Raw genomic sequence first — 19,859 nt, forward strand, 5'->3', positions numbered from 1 at the left:
CCTTCGCTTAGCTGGTTTCGGTAAACGCGTAGTGGAAGTCGTCGCCCTGCGCCGAGAGCTCGACGCCCGCGAGCTTGCGCCCGCTGACCGTGGCGCCGATGACTTCCTCGCTCAATCGCGGCAGGATGGTGTGCGTGAGGATCGCATCGATCATCCGTCCACCCGACTCTATGGCCGTACACCGGCGCGCCACAAGCTCCACGGCGCTGTCGGTGTAACCCAAGGTAATGCCGTGGTTGGCCTGCAGGCGCGCGGCCACGCGGTCGAGCTGCAGCCGGATGATGCGGTGCAGCGCGTCGGCATGCAGCGGGTAGTAGGGCACCACCACCAGCCGCCCCAGCAGCGCGGGCGCGAACACCTTGAGCAGCGGCTCGCGCAGTGCCTGCGCCAGCGGCTCGGGGTCGGGGCGCAGCACCGGGTCCTCGCACAGCTGCATGACCAGGTCGGTGCCGACGTTCGAGGTCATGATGATCACGGTGTTGCGGAAGTCGATGTGGCGGCCCTCGCCGTCCTCCATCCAGCCCTTGTCGAAGACCTGGAAGAAGATCTCGTGCACGTCGGGGTGGGCCTTCTCGATCTCGTCGAGCAGCACCACGCTGTAGGGCCGGCGGCGAACCGCCTCGGTCAGCACGCCGCCCTCGCCGTAGCCCACGTAGCCGGGCGGCGCGCCCTTGAGCGTGGAGACGGTGTGCGACTCCTGGAACTCGCTCATGTTGATGGTGACGAGGTTCTGCTCGCCGCCGTACAGCGCCTCCGACAGCGCGAGCGCGGTCTCGGTCTTGCCCACGCCCGAGGGGCCGCACAGCAGGAACACGCCGACCGGCTTGTTGGGGTTGTCCAGCCGCGCGCGCGCGGTGCGGATGCGCCGCGCGATGGTGTCGAGCGCATCGGTCTGCGCGACCACGCGCTGCGACAGGATCTCGCCGAGCCGCAGCACCGACTGCGCATCGTCGCGCACCATGCGCCCGATCGGGATGCCGGTCCAGTCGGCCACCACCGTGGCCACGGCCTGTTCGTCGACCGCGGCGAGGATCAGCGGCGATTCGCCCTGCAGTTGCGACAGCTTGCGCTGCGCCGCGTCGAGCTCGGCGCGCATCTGCTCGGGCGAGGCTTCGGGTTCGGGCGCGGGCTCGGCGGGCGCCGCCGCTTCGCTTTCTTCATCGCCATCCTCGGCGACCTCTTCGGCTTGCACCGGCACCGCGGCCGGCGAGAGCCGCCGGCGCAGCGCCACGATGCGCTCGACCAGTTCGCTCTCCTCGCTGCGCCTTTGCTCGAGCGTCGCGAGTTCGGCCTGGGCGGCATCGATCTGCGCCGCGATGTCCTGCACGCGCTGCGCTTCGCCCACGCCGATCGCGGCCTCGCGCTGCGCGATGCCCGACTCGATGCCCAGCACCTCGATGCGCCGCTGCAGGTCCTCGAGCGCGGCCGGCAGCGCATGCTGGCTCAGCGCCACGCGCGCGCAGGCGGTGTCGAGCAGGCTCACGGCCTTGTCGGGCAGCTGGCGCGCGGGGATGTAGCGGTGCGACAGGCTCACGGCGGCCTCGAGCGCGGCGTCGAGGATCAGCACGCCGTGGTGCTTCTCGAGCTCGGCCGAGATGCCGCGCAGCATGATCACGGCCTTGGGCTCGGTCGGCTCCTGCACCTGGATGGTCTGGAAGCGCCGCGTGAGCGCCGGGTCCTTCTCGATGTACTTCTTGTACTCCGACCAGGTGGTGGCGCCGATGGTGCGCAGCCGGCCGCGCGCGAGCGCGGGCTTCAGCAGGTTGGCGGCGTCGCCGGTGCCGGCGGTACCGCCCGCGCCCACCAGCGTGTGGACCTCGTCGACGAACAGCACGATCGGCTTGGGGCTCTTCTCGACCTCGTCGATCACCTGCCGCAGCCGCTGCTCGAACTCGCCCTTCACGCCCGCGCCGGCCTGCAGCAGCGTGGGATCGAGCACCCACAGCGAGACCTCGCGCAGCGAGGGCGGCACGTCGCCCGCGGCCAGGCGCTGCGCCAGCCCCTCGACCACCGCGGTCTTGCCGACGCCGGCCTCGCCCGTGAGCAGCGGATTGTTCTGGCGCCGCCGCATCAGGATGTCGACGATCTGGCGGATCTCGTCGTCGCGGCCGTAGACCGGATCGAGCTCGCCCGCGCGCGCCTTGGCCGTGAGGTCGCTCGCGTATTTGGCCAGCGCCGAGCCGCCCGCGGCCTGCGGCGCGGCACCGGCCTGAGCCGGCACGCCACCTGTCGCCGGTTCGGGCGCGATGTCGTAGTCGTCCTCGGGCGAGCCTTCGGTCCAGGCCGGCAGTTGCGCGATCAGCACGTCGGGCACCAGCTTGTCGAACTCGCGCGAGATGCCCGAGAGCACCTGGCGCAGCCCCGGCGTCTTGACGATGCCCGCGAGCAGGTAGGCGCCGCGGATCGAGGTGGCCTCGAAACGCAGGCTGGCATAGACCCAGGCGCGCTCGACCGCGCTGTCGACGTGCTCGGAGATGTCGCTGATCGAGGTCGCGCCGTGCGGCAGCCGGTCGAGCGCGCGCACCAGGTCCTGCTCGACCGCGTCGAGGTTGAGGCCGGCGCGCTTGACGATGCGCAGCAGGTCGCTGTCCTGCAGCTGCAGGATCTGGTGCAGCCAGTGCACGAGTTCGACGTAGGCATTGCCGCGCAGCTTGGCGAAGGCGGTGGCGGTCTCCAATGCCTTGTAGAGCATCGGGTTGAGCTTGGAGAACAGCGAGACGCGGCGGATGTCGGTCATGAGGCCTGGGTGAAGGATGCGGAAGTGTGGGAAGCGGTGGCTGCGGAACGCGAATGCAGGGCCTCGGGCGCGAACACCAGGTCGCCGGCGTCGGTGTCGGACAGGCGGGTGCCGAGCCAGCTGCCCCAGCCCAGGCGCTGGCCGCCGTTGAGCTGCATGCCGCCGGCCTCTTCCTTGCGCAGCACGAGCCGCAGCTCCCACGCGAATTCGATGCCGACGTACTGGCGCACCCAGTCGACCACCTGCTGCAGCCGCTGGCTGCCGGGCAGGAAGGCGCGGTACTGCTCGAGCGTCAGCGGCCCGAGCTCGAGGCGGAACTTGCTCTGCGCGTCGCGCACGGCGAGGCCGATGGTGGCACCGGCGCCGAGCCGGTGGTTGCGCCCGAACAGGCCGATGCGGCTGACCTGCGGCTCGTCGATGGTCACCCAGTCGCTCACGAACTCCTCGACGCGCACCGGCAGGTCGAAGTACAGACGCAGGATCTGGATCAGGCCCTCGGGGTTGCGCGTCTGGCGCACCAGGTGGCCCGCCATGTGGGTGCGCGCATGGTCGGCGATGCGGTCGCGTTCCTTGAGGCCGGGCTGCCCCATGTTCATGAGGCTCGCGACGTACTCGACGAAGCGGTGGCCGTCGGGCCGGTCGAGGCTGTTGACCGACTGGGCATCGGCCCAGGCGCGGTAGAACAGCAGGATCAGCCGGTGGTGGAACAGGTCGGCGAAGGCGCTGAGCGTGTGGTCGTTGTGGTGCCGCTTGCGCTCGCGCGCGTACTCGGTCAGGTGCAGCGGCAGCGGGCCGTTGGGGCCGAACAGGCCGAAGCCGTAGATCGAGATCTGCGGCGGGCCGTCGCGGCTGTCGTCCACGCCCGAGACGTTCGAGGGCGCGAAGGCCATCGAGGGCTCCTGGCCGAGGCGCAGCGGCTCGTCGAGCGGGCGCGGCGCGCGGCCCAGCAGCGGATGGTCGCCGTGCGCGTCGAGCCGGCGCAGCAGCATGAAGAGGTCGTGCTCGAAGGGCTGCTCGAGCAGGCCGGCCCACAGCGCCGGGTCGACCTGCGGCAGGCCGCGCACGGGCGGCGCCGCCTCGGCCCGTGTCTCGTGCTCCACCGCCCGGTCCGCCGCGTCGCCCGCCGGCGCCTGCTGCGCGGCGCCCGTGTCCTCGCGGAGCTCGGTGGTGCTGCTCATACGGCGGGCCGGCGTCCGATGCGCGGCAGCCAGCGCGCGATCTCGCCGCGCTGCAGGCTGGACAGCGCGAACTCGGTGAAGGCGTTGAGCGACACGTGGCGGCTGAAGAACTGCTCGAGCACGGCGCCGAACAGGTACGGGCTCGCGCCCGAGAACGCGGTCTCGTCGAGCTTCAGCGCGATCTCCACGCCGCGGCCGAAGACGATCGGGCCCGGCTCGGGCAGGCGGCGGAACACCGGCGCCAGCTTCATCGAGCGCACGCCCTGGATCTGGCGGCGCACCGAGGGATCGGCGAGGTTGCCGTAGAGGTCGAGCATCTCGCGCAGCGCGGCCGCGCCCTGCTCGGCATCGACGTCGGTGAGGCTCAGGTAGTTGAGGCCCAGGTGGCTGATGAGGCGCCAGGTCAGCGCGCCCTCGGCCAGCGCCGGGTAGGGCCGCGAGGGACCGCGCAGGATGCGGATCGCGCGCACCGGCGCCGACACGCGCAGCGTGAAGTCCGACTCCAGGCCCGTGGGCAGCAAGAGCGGCAGGTCGCGGTTGGTGCACAGCGCATCGAGCGTGATGTGGCGCAGGCTGTGCGGAAAGGGCGCGTCGTGCTGGTCCACCAGCGAGACGTAGACCTCGCTGCCGGTGTAGCTGGTGCGCGTGCCCTGCGCGCGCGCGCGGTCCGACACCAGCCGCGGTTCGCGCCGCACCGAGAAGTAGGCGCCGAAGTCGCCGTCGTCGGAGGCGAAGGAGCCGAGGAAGGGCCGGAACTCGCGCTCCTCGGAGCCGTTGCTCATGTGGCCGACCACGCGCTCGACGGTGAAGATCTCGAAGTCGCGCGGCCGCGTGCGGTCGATCACCGCATGGTGCTCGTGCTGGCCCGGCCCCACCGGGATGCGGTCGCTGCGGCGCGGCACCAGGTTCACGATCGGCGTGCAGAACAGCGAGAACTGGCGCGCGTCGACCAGCCGCTCGAGGTCGCCGTCGGCGCGGTCGAGCAGGATCACGATCTCCATCGTGTTGCCGCTCATCGCCGCGGCCGCGGCCCGCAGCTTGTTGACGCTGAAGAACAGGTAGCGGTCGGGGAAGGCGAAGTACTCGTGCAGCAGCCGGTAGCCCTGGAACGAGCGCGCGTCGTAGGGCAAGAGCGACTGGTCGGGCTCGAAGCCCTCGTGGCGGATCGCCTCCTCGCCCAGCGGCACGATGCGCGCGCCCTGCCCCGCGGTGCCGGGGCCGCTGCGGCAGACGGTGCCGATCGAGTGGTGCACCGCGAGCTCGAGCACGCGCAGCGCATGCAGCTCGGCGCCCGAGAGGAAGAACTCGAGCCGCTCCAGCGGCATCTCGGCGAAGCGCGCGCCGCCCACGGCCTCGAGCTTGATCGTGATCGCGCTCCTGGCCTGCCGCGCGACGATCGGCAGCGCATGCAGGATCTCGGCCGGCACCGGCCCCAGGCTGGCCTCGGCGATGCGGATCGGCCACAGCGTGACCGCGTGGCCGGTGCGGAACTCGCAGGCCGTCTGCTCGCCCTTGATCATGCGGCCGCGCAGGATCGTGTGGCGCGGCAGCTCGTAGCCGGCCTTCAGCGAACCCTCGTTGAGGTTGCCGTCGATCTGCACCACGCCCATGGCGGGCAGCGGCGCGAGGAAGTTCGGATAGACCACCTCGAGCAGCCGCTGCGAGAAGCGCGGGAACTCGGCGTCCATCTTGAGCTGGATGCGCGCCGTGAGGAAGCTGAAGCCCTCGAGCAGCCGCTCGACATAAGGGTCGCTGACCTCGATGCCGCGCATGCCCAGGCGGCCCGCGATCTTCGGATAGCGCTGCGCGAACTCGGCACCGAGCTCGTGCATGTAGGTGAGTTCGCGGTTGTAGTAGTCGAGCAGCCGCGCGTCCATCAGAGGCCTCCGGTGGGGCGCAGCATCATGTGGCCGCTTTCCAGGTCCAATTCGGAGCGCAGGATGAATTCGATCGGATAAGGCACCGACCACAGGGTGCCGCGGATCTCGAGCGCCAGCAGGTTGTGGTGCTCGAGCTCGGTGGCGTCGGTCACGCAGCGCACGTCGATGCTGTCCTTCATGATGCGCGGCTCGAAGTCGATGATGGCGGTGCGGATCGCGGCCTCGACGTCGGCGAAGTCGACCTCCGACATGCGTCCGCCGGCCCAGCCGCGCACGCCGTAGTTGACGACCGAGCGGCGCGCGCGCGGCATGTTCTGGATCGAATGCGCGGTGCCGAAGTTGGTGGTGTTCAGGAGCCACTGCAGGTCGCGCAGCACCGAGTCGCGCAGCAGCTTGCCGCTCATCAGGAAGGCGCCCGCGCGCTCCTGGCGGTTGCTCGGCTGCTTGTCGGTGAGGCGGTCGAGCAGCACCGGCTGCAGCCGGTCGCGCGCGACGCTCTCCTGCTCGCCCTCGGCATCGAGGCCCGACCAGGCGGAGGCGCCGGCCGTGGCCATCAGGCGGCCTCCCCGGCCGCGAACTCGATGGTGCGCAGCTCGAGCAGCGCGTGGTCGCCCGCGTCGCTGATCAAGGTGCGCTGGCCCGCGCCCGCGAACGCGGCCTCGCCGGGCAGCGGCAGCCAGTCGGTGCGGCGCGAGAGCGCGAGGCCGTCCTCGAGCGTGGCGAGCTCGCCCGCGTAGCGCACCGGCACCAGCACGGCCAGGGCGCGGCCATCGGCCAGCTCGACCTGCACCGGCGACCACAGCAGGTCGACCAGGTGCTGCGGCCGCTGGAACTTGAGGCGGCGCACCGAGGGCAGCGGCAGCCAGCCATAGCCCGCGGGCGTGATGACCTCGAGCGCGGCACCGAGGCGCGCGTCGCCGTCGCAGAGCCAGTCGATGTCGATGCGCTCGAGCGCCTCGCCATCGACGACTTCGCTCGTCGCATCGCCCGAACGGTCCACGGCCTGCAGCAGGCCGCGCAGCGCGGGCGTGGCATCGCGCGCCGACTCGCGAAGCCGCGTGGCCTCGTCGGCCCGGTCGGCCGGCAGCGCGACGGCCGCGATCAGCGCATCGACCCAGTCCGTGCCCTCGCCGAGCACCGCGGGCGCGCGCGCCGCGTCGCCGGCCCAGAAGGCGCTGCGCTGGCGCTCGCCGGCCAGCGCCATCGAGCAGGTGGCGCTCGCGGGCGTGAACGAGGGGTCGAACTTGACGGCCGCCTTGAGCTGGTCCTCGGCGCGCTGCCACTCGCCGCGCAGCGCGAGGAAGTGGCACAGCGCGAGGCGCAGGCTGCCGTTCTGGGGATCGGCGCGGATCTGCCGCTGTATCCCCTCGGTGTGCTCGGCCACCGAGCGCTCGCCCAGTCCTGCAAACGCATCGCCCATGAAGCAGCTTCCTCTGTCGTTTCGCCAATGCGCGGTCCCGGCCCTGATGAAGCCAGGGCCGCCGCCATGGTCGGTGGTTGGATATCGCTCGTGGCCTGCCGGCACCCGCTGCGCGGGACCGTGGCCTGTGCCGCGGGATGACGGCGACATGCACCGCCTTCGCCGCTCGGCCTTCGGCTGGCGGCCCAGGACCGTCAGCCGGAGACCGGCTCGCGCGCGGCACCGAGGCGCCGCCCGCGAGCCCGGCCGGGCCCGTGGAAGATCAGGCTTCCTTGTTTTCCTTGATGTTCCAGCCGAGCTGGGTTTCGGCGCCCTTGCCGCCCTTGTCGGTCTGTTCCCAGTACTGCTGCTTGACCTTGGCGGCCTGGAACGCGTACTGCACGAACACCGCGTCGCTGCCCTGCTCGGCCGTGTACTGCACCGAGGTGACCAGCACTTCCTCGAGCGTCACGCGCGTGTATTCGATCTGACCGCCACCGGCCTTGCAGACCGAGACCTCGACCTTGCTCAGGTGCTTGCCGCTGGCGCAGTTCTTCATGACGGACGGTGCCGCCTTGTCGATGCGCGCGAGCACCTGCAGGTCGTTGAAGCTGGCCTTGCCCACGCCACCGCCACCGCCGCTCACCATGTTGCCAGGCTGCGTCGCACCCCATGCGAACGACTTGATATCCGTCCAGTCCTTGTGGTTCGAGTCCTTGGATTCGCCGTTCGCGCCTTCGACGCGCATGAACATGTCTACTGCCATCATTAACCCCCGGAGTTGTGCGTGCCCCATCGAGGCACTGTTGAATTAGCTGCTGTCCTTCTTGTTGGACGGCAGCTTCGAAACCAGCCGCAAAGACACCGTGAGCCCTTCGAGCTGGTAGTGCGGCCGGAGAAAAAACTTGGCGGCGTAGTAGCCGGGGTTGTCCTCGATGGGTTCCACCTGGACTTCGGCCGCCGCGAGCGGCTTCATCGCCTTGGTGTCCTGCGACGAGGTGCCGGGGCTGCCGTCGACGTAGTTCATGATCCAGTCGTTGAGCCAGCGCTCCATGTCCTCGCGCTCGCGGAACGAACCGATCTTGTCGCGGACGATGCACTTGAGGTAGTGCGCGAAGCGGCAGCAGGCGAACAGGTAGGGCAGGCGTGCCGCCAGGTTCGCGTTGGCCGTGGCGTCGGCGTCGTAATACTCGGCCGGCTGCTGCAGCGACTGGGCGCCGATGAAGGCCGCGAAGTCGGAGTTCTTGCGGTGCACCAGCGGCATGAAGCCGTTCTTCGCGAGCTCGGCCTCGCGCCGGTCGCTGATCGCGATCTCGGTCGGGCACTTCATGTCCACGCCGCCGTCGTCGGTCGGGAAGGTGTGCGTGGGCAGGTTCTCGACCGCGCCGCCCGATTCCACGCCGCGGATCGAGGTGCACCAGCCGTACTGCTTGAACGAGCGGTTGATGTTCACGCCCATCGCGTAGGCCGAGTTGGCCCAGGTGTAGCGGTTGTGCGCGGCCGAGTCGGTCTCCTCCTCGAACTCGAACTCGTCGACCGGGTTGGTGCGCGCGCCGTAGGGCAGGCGCGCGAGGAAGCGCGGCATCGCCAGGCCGATGTAGCGCGCATCCTCCGACTCGCGCAGCGAGCGCCACGCGGTGTGCTCGGTGTTGTGGAAGATCTTCGTCAGGTCGCGCGGGTTCGACAGCTCCTGCCACGATTCCATCTGCATCACGGTCGGCGAGGCGCCCGCGATGAAGGGGCAGTGCGCGGCCGCGGCGATCTTGGCCATCTCGCCGAGCATCTCGACGTCGGGCGGGCTGTGGTCGAAATGGAAGTCGCCGATCAGCGCGCCGAAGGGCTCGCCGCCGAACTGGCCGTACTCGGCCTCGTAGATCTTCTTGAACAGCGGGCTCTGGTCCCAGCCGATGCCCTTGTGGCGCTTGAGCGAGCGCGCGACTTCGCGCTTGGAGGCGCACATCACGCGGATCTTGAGCTGCTCGTCGGTCTCGGTGTTGTTCACGAGGTAGTGCAGGCCGCGCCAGGCACCCTCGAGCTGCTGGAAGTCCTCGTGGTGCAGGATCTGGTTGATCTGCTCGGAGAGCTTGCGGTCGATCTCCGTGATGATGGCCTGCACCGTGCGGTAGGCATCGTTGGAGATGGTGACGGAGCTCTCGAGCGCCTGCACCGCCAGCGTCTTGACGGCGTTCTGCACCGCCTCGCGCGCCTGGTCGGTCTTGGGCTTGAACTCGCGCTGGAGCAGGTCGGAGAACTCGTTCGGCTCGAGCGCCTCGACGGTCTGCTGCGCGCGCGCGGATTGTTTTTGCACGGTACTCATGGTGATGATCCTGTCGACGTGATCGGCTCGCGCTTACTCGGCACTGCCCGGCGTGCCCGCCGGCTTCTCCGCGGCCGCGTCGATGGCACTGGCCACCGCGGGGTTCGGGCTGGTGGCCAGCGACTTCAGCAGCGCCGGGTTCTGCAGCGCCTGTGCGATGAGCTGCTCGGCGCCGTTCTTGCCGTCCATGTAGGACAGCAGGTTCGACAGCTCGGTGCGCGCGTCGAGCAGCTGCTGCAGCGCGTCGACCTGGCGCGCGATGCGCGCGGGCGAGAAGTCGTCCATGCTGTCGAAGGTGATGTCGACGTTGAGCTGGCCGTCGCCGGTCAGCGTGTTGGGCACCTGGAAGGCCACGCGCGGCTTGATCGACTTCATGCGGTCGTCGAAGTTGTCGATGTCCACCGCCATGAACTCGCGCTCGGCGAGGTCGGGCATCGGGTCGACCTGCTTGCCCGCGAGGTCGGCGATCACGCCCATCACGAAGGGCAGCTGGATCTTGCGTTCGCTGCCGTAGATCTCGACGTCGTACTCGATCTGCACGCGCGGCGCGCGGTTGCGCGCGATGAACTTCTGACCACTGTTCCTGACACGGTTGTCTGCCATAAAGCTTCCTCTTGATTCTTCGATCGAATGCGTGCGGACCGCATGCGCCGGCCGCCGGCGCCTACTGCGATGCGTCGGTCCCCGGTGGCCGGCCCGCCAGGCTCTCCAGCTTCTGCAGTCCCTCGGGCATGAGCTCCTCGATGATCTGGAAGAAGTTGAGCGCCAGCAGCTTCTGCGCCCTGCGTATCAGCAGGGGCGCGGGATGGCTGGGCTCCGCGCGCTCCAGATACCGGCAAGCCTTTTCCAACAACACCTGCACATCTTCGCGGCTCGTTATTTCAATATCGTTGATACCGATTGCGCGTAGGCCGGGACCGCCACTTGCAACGGTCGCGGCCGCGACGGGCGACGCGGCCGGCGCCACCGCATCGCTCGCCGACGGGCTCTGGTGCGCGGTCTGTGGCGCCTCGAGCGCGCTCTGCAATGCCTTCTCGGGCAGCAACTGCGCCACCGTGCGCATCGAACGCTCGAGACGCGAGAAGTCGGGCGCCCAGCTCTGGCCCAGCGCGCGCTCGCAGGTCTCGCGGATGCGCTGCAGCAGCGCGAGCGCCGAGCGCAGCGCGACGATCGGCGGGGCGTCGTGGTCGTGCGCACGGCGCGCGGCCTCGCGCAAGCGGCCCACACCGCCCGGATAGTCGATCTGGTCGGCCTTGCTCGAATCGAGCAGGGCCTCGACCTGCCGCAAGGTCATCGTCACGCCGCCGTCGTCGAGCAGGCGCGCATCGCGCACGCTGCGCCCGATGCCTTCGCTCTCGGCCAGCGCGGCCAGTGCGTTCATGCGCGGCAGCGGGTCCTCGTCGCCACCGTCGACCACGCGCGGATGCACGTCGTCCCAGAAGGTCTGCAGCACCACGTCGACCAGCTGCAGCCCTTCGACATAACCCGGCAGGCCGCGGCTCTCGGTCCACGCGAGCGAGAGCGGCACCAGCACGCGCAGGTCGCGCGTGCGCTCGCACAACTGCTTGGCGATGCGCTCGACCTTGGTCCAGTCGGGCGGCTCGGCCGGAATGATGGTGTTGCCGAACTGCTGCTCGCGCTTGCCGAGCGTTGCCTGCTGCAACGCCATGAAATCGGCGTCGTATTCCAGATCCTCACCGCACGGAAGCGGGCCCTCGACGGGCTTTTGCAAAAGCTCGATCTCTGCCTGCGACACCCGATCTCCCTCGTTCAACCAATCAAAACATTAACAAATCATTAGTTATCTTGAGTGGAAGCGAGGAGGCGGTCAACTACATCTGAGGTCATCGTGCCGTCTATGAATCACAAAGAAGTACATCTTCCAAGATCGTTACACAGTACGGCTTAACGGTGCATGACCGCACCATGACAGGATTCAATGCAAGAGGCCGCGCGCGGCCAGGTTGCGCATCAATGCGCCGATGCCGAAGGTCCAGCGCGGGGCCTTGTCGGCATGCGCGACGCGGTTGACCAGCGCGCCGAGTTCGGGCGCCGCGATGCGCACCATGTCGCCGACCGAATGCGTGAAGCCCTGGCCCGGGCCGTGGCGGTCCTGCGTGGGCGCGAACATCGTGCCGAGGAACAGCATCAGGCCATCGGGATAGTCGTGATGGATGCCGATGGCCTGCGCCACGAGGTCCAGCGGATCGCGGCTGATCTTCGCGAGCGAGCTCGAGCCCTCGAGCACGAAACCCTCGGGACCGCGCACCTCGAGCGCGACCGTGATGCGACGCACCTGCGCGATGCCGAAGTGCGCATCGAACAGGCGGATGAACGGGCCGATGGCGCACGAGGCGTTGTTGTCCTTGGCTTTGCCGAGCAGCAGCGCGCTGCGGCCTTCGAAGTCGCGCAGGTTGACGTCGTTGCCGAGCGCGGCGCCCAGCGTCTCGCCGCGGCTGTTGACCGCGAGCACGACCTCGGGCTCGGGGTTGTTCCACACGGAGGCCGCATGGATGCCGATGTCGGCGCCGGTGCCCACCGACGAGAGCACGGGCGCCTTGGTGAAGATCTCCGCGTCGGGCCCGATGCCGACCTCGAGGTACTGCGACCACGCGCCCTGCGCGATCAGCACCTCCTTGGCCTTCATCGCCTCGGGCGAGCCCGGCACGATGTCGGCGAGGTTGTCGCCGAGCACGCCGCCGAGCGCCGCGCGCGTGGCCTCGGCCTTCGATGCATCGCCGCGCGCCTGTTCCTCGATCACGCGTTCGAGCAGGCTCGCGACGAAGGTCACGCCGCTGGCCTTGACGGCCTGCAGGTCGCAGGGCGCGAGCAGCCAGGGCCGGTCCTCGTCGCGCGCGCCGCCATCGCTGTTGGCGAGCACCTCGGCCAGCGCCGCGATGCGCGGCGCCTGGCCGCCGCGCAGCACGCGCCGCACGGCATCGGCGGGCGGCTCCGGCAGCTCGAGCAGGTCGCTCATCGTGGGCGCGAGCCGCGAGAGATCGTGCAGGCCATCGCCCTGCACGGCCACGAGCACGGGGCCCACGCCCGGTTGCCAGAGACGGCCCACGAGGGTGGCCTGGTCGGCGTCTTGCGGGAGGCTGGTGGTGGTCTGGAGATCGAGTGGCATGACGGTGGATGTCTCTGTTGGTGGAAGTGCGCGGGCATCGTAGCGCCGTGCGGGCGCTTGCGAAATGCGGACAGCCGAACGCAGAGGTCGCGAAGGTTGCGCAGAAGTCGCGGAAGAACAGCCAGAAAAATTGGCTCTCTTCTTCTGCGACTTCTGCGCTCCCTTGGTCTTCCTTCTGCGTTCGGCTGCCCGTATTCGGCTGTCAGTGCCCTGGCGCGGCGCGCACGCGCGCGACCTCGGCCTGCAGGTCGGGCCAGGCGGGCTCCCGCGGCGCGAAGCGCGCGCGCATGTAGCCCGCGAGCTCGGCGATCTGGCGGTCGTCGAGCGCGTCGCGGAAGGCCGGCATGAAGCCGATGTCGCGCGTCGCGGGATGGCGCACGCCATCGAGGATGGTGCGCAGCAGGTTGTCGGGCTTCGCGCTTGCGAGGTTGCCGTTGAGCGCGAGCGGCGTGTTCACGCCCAGCAGCGTGGGACCGTCGCCGTCGTGGTGGCAGGCGGCGCAGGCGCTGTCGAACATGCGCTGCGCGGGACCGAGCAGCTGGTCCTGCGTGCGCGCCGCGGTGTCGACGATGCGCCGCGCCTCGGCCTGCGCGGCGGCCTCGGGCAGGGGCTCGGGATTGAACGAGGCGAGGTAGGTCGCCATCGCGCGGACATCGGCATCGGGCACGGCGCCGAGTTCGCGCACCACCTCGGCCATCGGGCCGCCCGCGATGCCGTGGCGCGGCGAGTGGCCGTCGCGCAGGTAGCGGTAGAGCGAATCGGCGTCCCAGGGCATGGCCGACTTCGAGCGCATCGTGAGCGACGGCGCCTCCCAGCCGTCGACCATCGCGCCCGACAGGAAGGCGCTGCCGCCCTGCTCCGCGCCGAGCGCGTTGCGCGGCGTGTGGCAGGCGCCGCAATGGCCGAGGCCGTTGACGAGGTAGGCGCCGCGGTTCCACTCGGCGCTCTGCGTGGCCACGGGCGCGAGCGGCGCGGGATCGTGGAAGAGCGCGTTCCATCCGGCCATCAGCGGCCGCAGGCTGAACGGGAACTTGAGCTCGGACTTCGGCGTTTCGGCGCGCACCGCGGGCATCGCCATGAAGTAGGCATAGAGCGCCTGCAGGTCGTCGTCGCTGGTCTTCGCGAAGGCGGTGTAGGGGAAGGCCGGATAGAGGTGATGGCCGTCGCGCGACACGCCCTCGCGCATCGCGCGCTGGAAGGCGCTGAAGGACCAGCGGCCGAGGCCGGTCTCGGCATCGGGCGTGAGGTTGGTGGTGTAGAGCGTGCCGAAGGGCGTGTCCATCGCGCGGCCGCCGGCGTTGGGCGCGCCGCCCGGCGCGGTGTGGCAGACCGCGCAGTCGCCGAGCGCCGCGAGCACGCGGCCGCGCTCGATGGTGGCCTCGCTGTAGACCGGCGCGGTGAGCGACACCGGCGCGATCGCCGAGCGCCAGCCGAGCAGGCCCGCGACGACGCCGATGCCGCCGACTACGAGCGCGGCGCCCGTGGCCCACAGACTCTTGCGCGTCGGCCATGGCGCATCGGCCTTGCTCCTTCCCCCCCTGGGGGAAGGCCGGGATGGGGGCACCGCGGCCTCGCCATCGCCCCGCTGCGCCCCCCCCGCCCCACCGTCCCCCGCAGGAGAAGGCAGCAGCCCGCGATTCAATTCCGCCAGCACCGTCTCCGGCGTGAACGGCGGCGCCCTGAAGCGCACGCCCGTCGCATCGAAGATCGCGTTCGCGATCGCCGCCGTGCCCGGCACCGACGAGGACTCGCCCGCGCCCAGCGACGGCTCGCCGGGCCGCGGCATGTGCATCACCTCGATCACCGGCACTTCGCGGAAGTTGATGATCGGGTAGCTGCCCCATTCGCGGCTCGCGACCACGCCCGAAGGCAGCACGCCGGGCAGGCGTTCGCCGCCCTCGGCCGGCCCGGACTGCGGCGCGAATTGCACCTGCTCCTTGAGCGCGCGGCTCGTGGTCTGGATCACGTTGCCGTGCACCTGGTGCTCGACGCCCGCGGGATTGACCAGCAGGCCCGCGTCGTGCCCCACCACCACGCGGCGCACGTGCACCTCGCCGGTCCGGCGGTTGACCTCGACGTCGGCCACCCAGGCGGCCCAGGCGGCGCCGAAGCCCGGCCACTTGCTGTGCACGTAGCGCGCATAGGCGAAGCCCTGGCCGAACAGGATGTCGCCGCCGGGGCCGAGCCCGCCCTCGGCGTTCTCCTGCGGGCCGGTGCGCAGCCGCCAGCCGGCCTTCTGCGCGGTGGCCTGCACCAGCTCGACCGCGCGCGGATCGTCGAGGTGGCGCAGCCGGAACTGCACCGGGTCGACGCCCGCCGCGGTCGCGAGCTCGTCGATGTACGACTCGTGCGCGAACGAGCTCGGCAGCGCCGACACGCCGCGCAGCCACGAGGCGCGCACGATCGGCGCCATGTCGTTGACCTTCACGCGCAGGTTGTCGTAGCCGTAGGGCGGGCGCGCGGTGCGGTCGCCCATCTCGTAGGCCTGCGCCACCGGCTCGAGGGTGCGCGTGAGCAGCAGCGCGAGCGTGGGCGCGCCGTTCGACGGATAGGAGGTCTGGAAGTCGTAGGCCGCGACGCTGCCGTCGGCCGCGAGGCCGCCATCGATCTCCATCAGTTGCGCGGCGCCCTTGGGCTCCCATGCATGCTCCTGCTCGCGCGTGAGCTGCACGCGCACCGGCGCGCCCACGGCGCGCGCGAGCAGCGCGGCATCGGCCGCCACGTCGTCGGCGCCGTTGCGGCCATAGCAGCCCGCGGCCTCCATGCGCACCACGTCGACCTGCAGGTCCTGCACGCCGAGCAGCTTCGCGAGATCGGCGCGCAGCACGTGCGGGTTCTGCGTGCCGGCCCAGCAGCGCAGTTGCATGCCGCTTCCGTCCTCGGGCTGCCATTCGGCCAGCGCGCAAGACGGCCCGATCGAGGCGTGCATCTGGTAGGGCCAGACATAGGTGCGCGGCATCGGATGCGCGGCGCGCGCGATCGCGCCGTCGACGTCGCCCTCGTCGACCAGCAGGCGCTGCGTCGAGGGGTTGTCGCGCAGCGCCTGCGCGAGGTCGTCGAGGCCGGGCATGCCGGGCCAGGGCTTCCAGCGCACGCGCAGTTCGCGCAGCGCCTGCTCGGCATGCTCCTCGCGCTCGGCCACGATGCCGACGAAGTCGCGGATCACCACCACCGCGCGGATGCCGGGGATGTGGGCGATCGACGATTCGTCGACCGACTCCAGCGTGTTGCCGATGAAGTCGCCATGGTCGGCGCCCGCGTAGGGCGGGCGCACCACGCGCCCGTGCAGCATGCCGGGCACGCGCATGTCGTGCACGAAAACCAGTTCGCCCGCGAGCTTGGCCGGGATGTCGACGCGCGCCTGCCGCGTGCCGACCACGCGGTAGTCGGCCGGGTCCTTGGGCTGCGCCTTGGCATCGAGCTTGAGCACGGTGCGCTGGCCCGCCACGAGCGCGGCATAGCTCAGGTGCCGGTCGGGCGCCTCGGCCACGCGCACGACGCCGTTGCGCGCCTGCAATGCCTCGGGCGCCACGCCCAGGCGCTCGGCCGCGCGCGCGATGAGCCAGGCGCGCGCCTGCGCGGCCGCGAGGCGCAGCGGCTGCGCATGGATCTGGATCGAGGCGCTCGCGATGGTCGCGCCCTGGTTGGGCGCGCGCGCGGTATCGCCGAGCATCACGCGCACGCAGGGCATGCCGAGCTCGAGCTCCTCGGCCACGATCTGGCCCAGCGCGGTCTGGATGCCGGTGCCGAGGTCGACGTGGCCGTTGAGCGCCGAGGCGCTGCCGTCGTCCCACACCGCGAGCAGCACCTCGTCGCCCTCGGCGGGATTGCCCGCGATGAAGGCCGGCTGGCCCCTGGCCGGCGGCGGTGCCGGCGGGGTCTCGCGCACCACCAGCAGCACGCCTTCGGCGGCGAGGAACTCCGCGCGCGTGCGCGGCAGGTCGGCGCGCCGTGTCATGGCTGCGTCGCCCGCAGCCGGCGCGCCGCGCGCTGCGCCGCGTCGAGGATCTCGATGTGCGTGCCGCAGCGGCACAGGTTGCCCGAGAGCTCGCTGCGGATGCGCGCCTCGCTGGCATCCGGCTCGCGCGCCAGCAATGCCGCCACCTGCATCACCATGCCGTTGAGGCAGTAACCGCACTGCGCGGCCTGCGCCTCCTCGAAGGCGGCCTGCACCGGGTGCCAGTCGCCGCGCGTGCCCAGGCCCTCGAGCGTGGTGATGGCGCGGCCCGCCACGCCGTGCGCGGGAATCACGCAGGCGCGCGCGGCCATGCCGTCGACATGCACCGTGCAGGCGCCGCACTGGCCGAGGCCGCAGCCGTACTTGGGTCCGTTGAGCCCGAGGTCGTTGCGCAGCACCTGCAGCAGCGAGGCCTCGCGCGGCACCGCGAGCGCCTGCGAGCGGCCGTTGACCCTCAGCTGCAGCGGTTCGGCACGGCCCTCAGCGCCGCAGCTGGCCGTCACGGGTGTACATCTCCAGGTCCACGAAGTTCGAGCCGTTGTGGTTCTTCGGCCCGTACTCGATCGGGAAGTCGCCGAAGCGCGTGCTGCCGATGCTCTCGAGGCCCGCGACGAAGCTCTCGCGCGTGAGCGCCTTGCCGCCGCGGCGCAGGCCCTCGGCCATCACGCGCGCGACGATGTAGCCCTCGAGCGCGGTGTAGCTGTCGATCTTCTCGCCGAACTCGGCGCGGTCGCGCTGGTAATCGGCCACGATGGGCACGCGCACGGCCTGCGGCGGCGGCACGATGCTGGCCGTGACCAGGCCCGCGAGCTTTCCCTCGAGCCGCTGCGCCGAGCCGGCCGCGTCGGTGATGCCGACCGACAGCGTGTACAGCGGCGCGCCGCCCGCGCTCGCGCGGTAGTCGCGCATGAAGACCTCGACCTGGCGCCCGGCCATGATCATCACGACCGCGCCGGGCCTGGCCTCGGCGAGGCCCGCGACCACCGGCTTCGCGTCCTCGGCGGCGATCGCCAGCGGGAAGGTCTTGACCACCTTCACCTTGTAGTCGGCCGCGAGTTCCTCGCAGGTGGCGAGGTTCGACTTGCCGAAGGCGCTGTCCTGGTGCACCACCGCGATCGACTGGATGCCGATGGTCGACAGGTGGCTGATGATCTTGCGCAGCTCGAGGTCGTAGCCCGCGCGCACGTGGAACAGCAGCCGGTTGGTCTTCGTGCGGAACGAGGTGGTGCCCACCAGCGGCGCGAACATCGGCACGCCCGCCTTCTCGGCCAGCGGCATCGCGGCCGCGAGGTTGCCGGTGGCGACGTAGCCCGTGAGCGCGAACACCTTGTCCTCGTCGATCAGCTTCGCGGTGTTGAGCGCGGTCTTCGCGGGTTCGTAGACGTCGTCGTAGCTCACCAGCTCGAGCCGGCGCCCGTTGATGCCGCCGCCCTTGTTGACGCGGTCGAAGTGCAGCTTGATGCCCGCGCGGTAGTCGATGCCGAAGTCCTTGGCCGGGCCGCTGAAGACGGCCGACTGGCCGATGCGGATGGCGCCGTCGCTCACGCCGTTGTCGGCGCGCGCGGCGGCCAGCAGGCCGGGGCCGAGCGCGAGGGCCGCGCCGCCGGCCACCAGGGAACGCCTGGAGAGGGAAATCGTCATGGGGTCGTCTTGTCTCGCAGTTGTGGTGTGTCGATGCGCGGCGGGGCCACGCATCGCCGGGCTTCTCAGGCGCCCTGGATGTCGGCCGACTGGATGCGCTTCACGCCCTTGGCGCTCATCTGCTTCCAGGCCGCGGCCAGCGAGCCGTTGAGGTCGATGGCGCGCGTGGCGTCCTCGATCACGTAGGCATCGAAGCCGGCCTTGCGTGCATCGAGCGCGGTCCAGGCGACGCAGAAGTCGGTCGCCAGCCCGGTCACGAACACGGTCTTGATGCCGCGCGCCTTGAGGTAGCCGGCGAGGCCGGTCGAGGTCTTGCGGTCGGCCTCCTCGAAGGCCGAGTAGCTGTCGACGTCGGCATGGAAGCCCTTGCGGATGATGAGCTGCGCGGTCGGCAGCTTGAGGTCCTTGTGCAGCGCCGCGTCGTCGGTGCCCTGCACGCAGTGGTCGGGCCACAGCACCTGGTTGCCGTAGTTCAGCTTGATGCTGCTGAAGGGCTTCTGGCCCGCGTGCGCGCTCGCGAACGAGGCATGGCCCTGGGTGTGCCAGTCCTGCGTGACCACGATGTTCTGGAACGAGGCCGCCAGCTGGTTGATGACCGGCACCACGTCGGCCCCGCCCTTGACCGGCAGCGTGCCGCCGTCGATGAAGCAGTTCTGCACGTCGACCACGATCAGCACGGCCTTGTCGCCGGGCTTGATCTTCGCGCCGGCGGCGAAGAGCGCGCCCGAGGCGCCGAGCAGGCCGAGGGCGGCCGTGGATTGGAGGAAGCGTCTGCGGTGCGTGTCGTTCATGGTCTGTGCTCCGTGCTTGCGTTGATGGAAACGAAACCCTGCAAGGAATGCGCCCGACGGCGCATCCGACTCATACAACTGACAACTAGACGCTCAGGTACGCGCGCCGCACTTCCTCGTTGGCCGCGAGCTCGGCCATGGTGGCGTGGTAGCGGATCTGGCCCTTCTCGAGCACGTAGGCGCGGTCGGAGACCAGCTCCGCGAAGTGCATGTTCTGCTCCGACAGCAGGATGCTCACGCCCTGCGCCTTGAGCTCGAGGATCATGTTCGCCATCTGCTCGACGATGACCGGCGCCACGCCTTCGGACGGTTCGTCGAGCAGCACCAGGTAGGGGTTGCCCATCAGCGTGCGCGCCACGGTCAGCATCTGCTGCTCGCCGCCGCTCATGCGCCCGCCGGGACGGTGGGGCATCTCGCCGAGGTTGGGGAACAGCTTGAACAGCCGCTCGGGCGTCCACAGCGGCGCCTCGCTGCCGTCGGCCCAGCGGCGCGCGGCCTGCTTGCCGACCTCGAGGTTCTCCATCACCGTGAGGTCGGTGAACACGCGCCGGTCCTCGGGCACGAAGCCCAGGCCCAGGCGCGCCGCATGGTGCGGCTCGCTCTTCGAGATGTCGTGGCCCAGGAAGCGCACCGCGCCGCGGCGCTTGCCGAGCATGCCGATCAGCGCCTTGAGCGTGGTCGACTTGCCGGCGCCGTTGCGGCCCATGAGCGCGACCACCTCGCCGCGCCGCACCTCGAGGTCGACGTCGTAGAGGATCTGGGCAGCGCCGTACCAGGCGCAGAGGGCCTTGGCTTCAAGAAGGGATTGCTGGGTGTTCATGGGTTTGAAAT

Annotated in this window: 15 protein-coding genes; all 15 read right to left on the reverse strand. The window is 70.4% G+C overall.

The genetic code is table 11. From position 1 onward, the window contains the following. Positions 1–7 precede the first annotated feature (7 nt). The 15 genes from tssH to ACODT0_RS08775 all read right to left on the reverse strand — a co-directional run bounded on the left by tssH (position 8) and on the right by ACODT0_RS08775 (position 19,848). Positions 8–2,737 (reverse strand): type VI secretion system ATPase TssH, encoded by a 2,730-nt coding sequence (gene tssH / locus ACODT0_RS08705; RefSeq protein WP_489041067.1) that lies wholly within the window; start codon positions 2,735–2,737, stop codon positions 8–10. Next, positions 2,734–3,915: a type VI secretion system baseplate subunit TssG gene (gene tssG, locus ACODT0_RS08710; RefSeq protein WP_489041068.1), complete on the reverse strand. Its 1,182-nt coding sequence runs from the start codon at positions 3,913–3,915 to the stop codon at positions 2,734–2,736. The genes tssH and tssG overlap by 4 nt, the downstream gene beginning before the upstream one ends. After that, positions 3,912–5,792 carry a type VI secretion system baseplate subunit TssF gene (gene tssF, locus ACODT0_RS08715; RefSeq protein WP_261211998.1) on the reverse strand — a complete coding sequence of 627 codons (1,881 nt, stop codon included), beginning with the start codon at positions 5,790–5,792 and terminating at the stop codon, positions 3,912–3,914. The genes tssG and tssF overlap by 4 nt, the downstream gene beginning before the upstream one ends. After that, entirely contained in the window at positions 5,792–6,349 is a 558-nt protein-coding gene (gene tssE / locus ACODT0_RS08720) for a type VI secretion system baseplate subunit TssE (RefSeq protein ID WP_057593406.1), read from the reverse strand. The genes tssF and tssE overlap by 1 nt, the downstream gene beginning before the upstream one ends. Beyond that, positions 6,349–7,215, reverse strand: coding sequence for a type VI secretion system accessory protein TagJ (locus ACODT0_RS08725; RefSeq protein ID WP_489041069.1), 867 nt, complete (start codon positions 7,213–7,215; stop codon positions 6,349–6,351). The genes tssE and ACODT0_RS08725 overlap by 1 nt, the downstream gene beginning before the upstream one ends. Positions 7,216–7,477: 262 nt before the next feature. Further along, positions 7,478–7,960: an Hcp family type VI secretion system effector gene (locus tag ACODT0_RS08730; RefSeq protein ID WP_057593445.1), complete on the reverse strand. Its 483-nt coding sequence runs from the start codon at positions 7,958–7,960 to the stop codon at positions 7,478–7,480. 45 nt (positions 7,961–8,005) lie between these two features. Continuing rightward, positions 8,006–9,511, reverse strand: a complete 1,506-nt coding sequence (gene tssC / locus ACODT0_RS08735; protein WP_057593408.1) for a type VI secretion system contractile sheath large subunit — start codon at positions 9,509–9,511, stop codon at positions 8,006–8,008. A gap of 33 nt (positions 9,512–9,544) precedes the next feature. After that, complete coding sequence (tssB, locus tag ACODT0_RS08740; RefSeq protein ID WP_057593409.1) at positions 9,545–10,114, reverse strand: type VI secretion system contractile sheath small subunit; 570 nt, start codon at positions 10,112–10,114, stop codon at positions 9,545–9,547. A gap of 61 nt (positions 10,115–10,175) precedes the next feature. Then, complete coding sequence (tssA, locus tag ACODT0_RS08745) at positions 10,176–11,267, reverse strand: type VI secretion system protein TssA (protein WP_489041070.1); 1,092 nt, start codon at positions 11,265–11,267, stop codon at positions 10,176–10,178. A 180-nt stretch (positions 11,268–11,447) separates the two neighbouring features. Beyond that, entirely contained in the window at positions 11,448–12,638 is a 1,191-nt protein-coding gene (locus ACODT0_RS08750; protein WP_489041071.1) for a fumarylacetoacetate hydrolase family protein, read from the reverse strand. 202 nt (positions 12,639–12,840) lie between these two features. Continuing rightward, a complete protein-coding gene (locus ACODT0_RS08755) occupies positions 12,841–16,596 on the reverse strand; it encodes a molybdopterin cofactor-binding domain-containing protein (protein WP_489041072.1) in 3,756 nt (1,251 codons plus the stop codon). Next, positions 16,593–17,099 (reverse strand): (2Fe-2S)-binding protein, encoded by a 507-nt coding sequence (locus ACODT0_RS08760; protein WP_489041073.1) that lies wholly within the window; start codon positions 17,097–17,099, stop codon positions 16,593–16,595. The genes ACODT0_RS08755 and ACODT0_RS08760 overlap by 4 nt, the downstream gene beginning before the upstream one ends. Next, positions 17,077–18,237 (reverse strand): ABC transporter substrate-binding protein, encoded by a 1,161-nt coding sequence (locus ACODT0_RS08765; RefSeq protein WP_413761841.1) that lies wholly within the window; start codon positions 18,235–18,237, stop codon positions 17,077–17,079. Before ACODT0_RS08765 ends, ACODT0_RS08760 begins: the two co-directional genes overlap by 23 nt. Positions 18,238–18,302: 65 nt before the next feature. Continuing rightward, positions 18,303–19,028: a bifunctional nicotinamidase/pyrazinamidase gene (gene pncA / locus ACODT0_RS08770; protein ID WP_057593414.1), complete on the reverse strand. Its 726-nt coding sequence runs from the start codon at positions 19,026–19,028 to the stop codon at positions 18,303–18,305. An 85-nt stretch (positions 19,029–19,113) separates the two neighbouring features. Next, entirely contained in the window at positions 19,114–19,848 is a 735-nt protein-coding gene (locus ACODT0_RS08775; RefSeq protein ID WP_261212007.1) for an ABC transporter ATP-binding protein, read from the reverse strand. Between the last annotated feature and the right edge of the window lie 11 nt (positions 19,849–19,859).

The organism is Variovorax sp. FG153 (genome assembly GCF_057809595.1).

Bases quoted from the DNA above. Each gene is read 5' to 3' on its own strand.
- tssH (WP_489041067.1), bottom strand. From the start codon at position 2,737: ATGACCGACATCCGCCGCGTCTCGCTGTTCTCCAAGCTCAACCCGATG.
- tssG (WP_489041068.1), bottom strand. From the start codon at position 3,915: ATGAGCAGCACCACCGAGCTCCGCGAGGACACGGGCGCCGCGCAGCAG.
- tssF (WP_261211998.1), bottom strand. From the start codon at position 5,792: ATGGACGCGCGGCTGCTCGACTACTACAACCGCGAACTCACCTACATG.
- tssE (WP_057593406.1), bottom strand. From the start codon at position 6,349: ATGGCCACGGCCGGCGCCTCCGCCTGGTCGGGCCTCGATGCCGAGGGC.
- ACODT0_RS08725 (WP_489041069.1), bottom strand. From the start codon at position 7,215: ATGGGCGATGCGTTTGCAGGACTGGGCGAGCGCTCGGTGGCCGAGCAC.
- ACODT0_RS08730 (WP_057593445.1), bottom strand. From the start codon at position 7,960: ATGGCAGTAGACATGTTCATGCGCGTCGAAGGCGCGAACGGCGAATCC.
- tssC (WP_057593408.1), bottom strand. From the start codon at position 9,511: ATGAGTACCGTGCAAAAACAATCCGCGCGCGCGCAGCAGACCGTCGAG.
- tssB (WP_057593409.1), bottom strand. From the start codon at position 10,114: ATGGCAGACAACCGTGTCAGGAACAGTGGTCAGAAGTTCATCGCGCGC.
- ACODT0_RS08750 (WP_489041071.1), bottom strand. From the start codon at position 12,638: ATGCCACTCGATCTCCAGACCACCACCAGCCTCCCGCAAGACGCCGAC.
- ACODT0_RS08755 (WP_489041072.1), bottom strand. From the start codon at position 16,596: ATGACACGGCGCGCCGACCTGCCGCGCACGCGCGCGGAGTTCCTCGCC.
- ACODT0_RS08765 (WP_413761841.1), bottom strand. From the start codon at position 18,237: ATGACGATTTCCCTCTCCAGGCGTTCCCTGGTGGCCGGCGGCGCGGCC.
- pncA (WP_057593414.1), bottom strand. From the start codon at position 19,028: ATGAACGACACGCACCGCAGACGCTTCCTCCAATCCACGGCCGCCCTC.
- ACODT0_RS08775 (WP_261212007.1), bottom strand. From the start codon at position 19,848: ATGAACACCCAGCAATCCCTTCTTGAAGCCAAGGCCCTCTGCGCCTGG.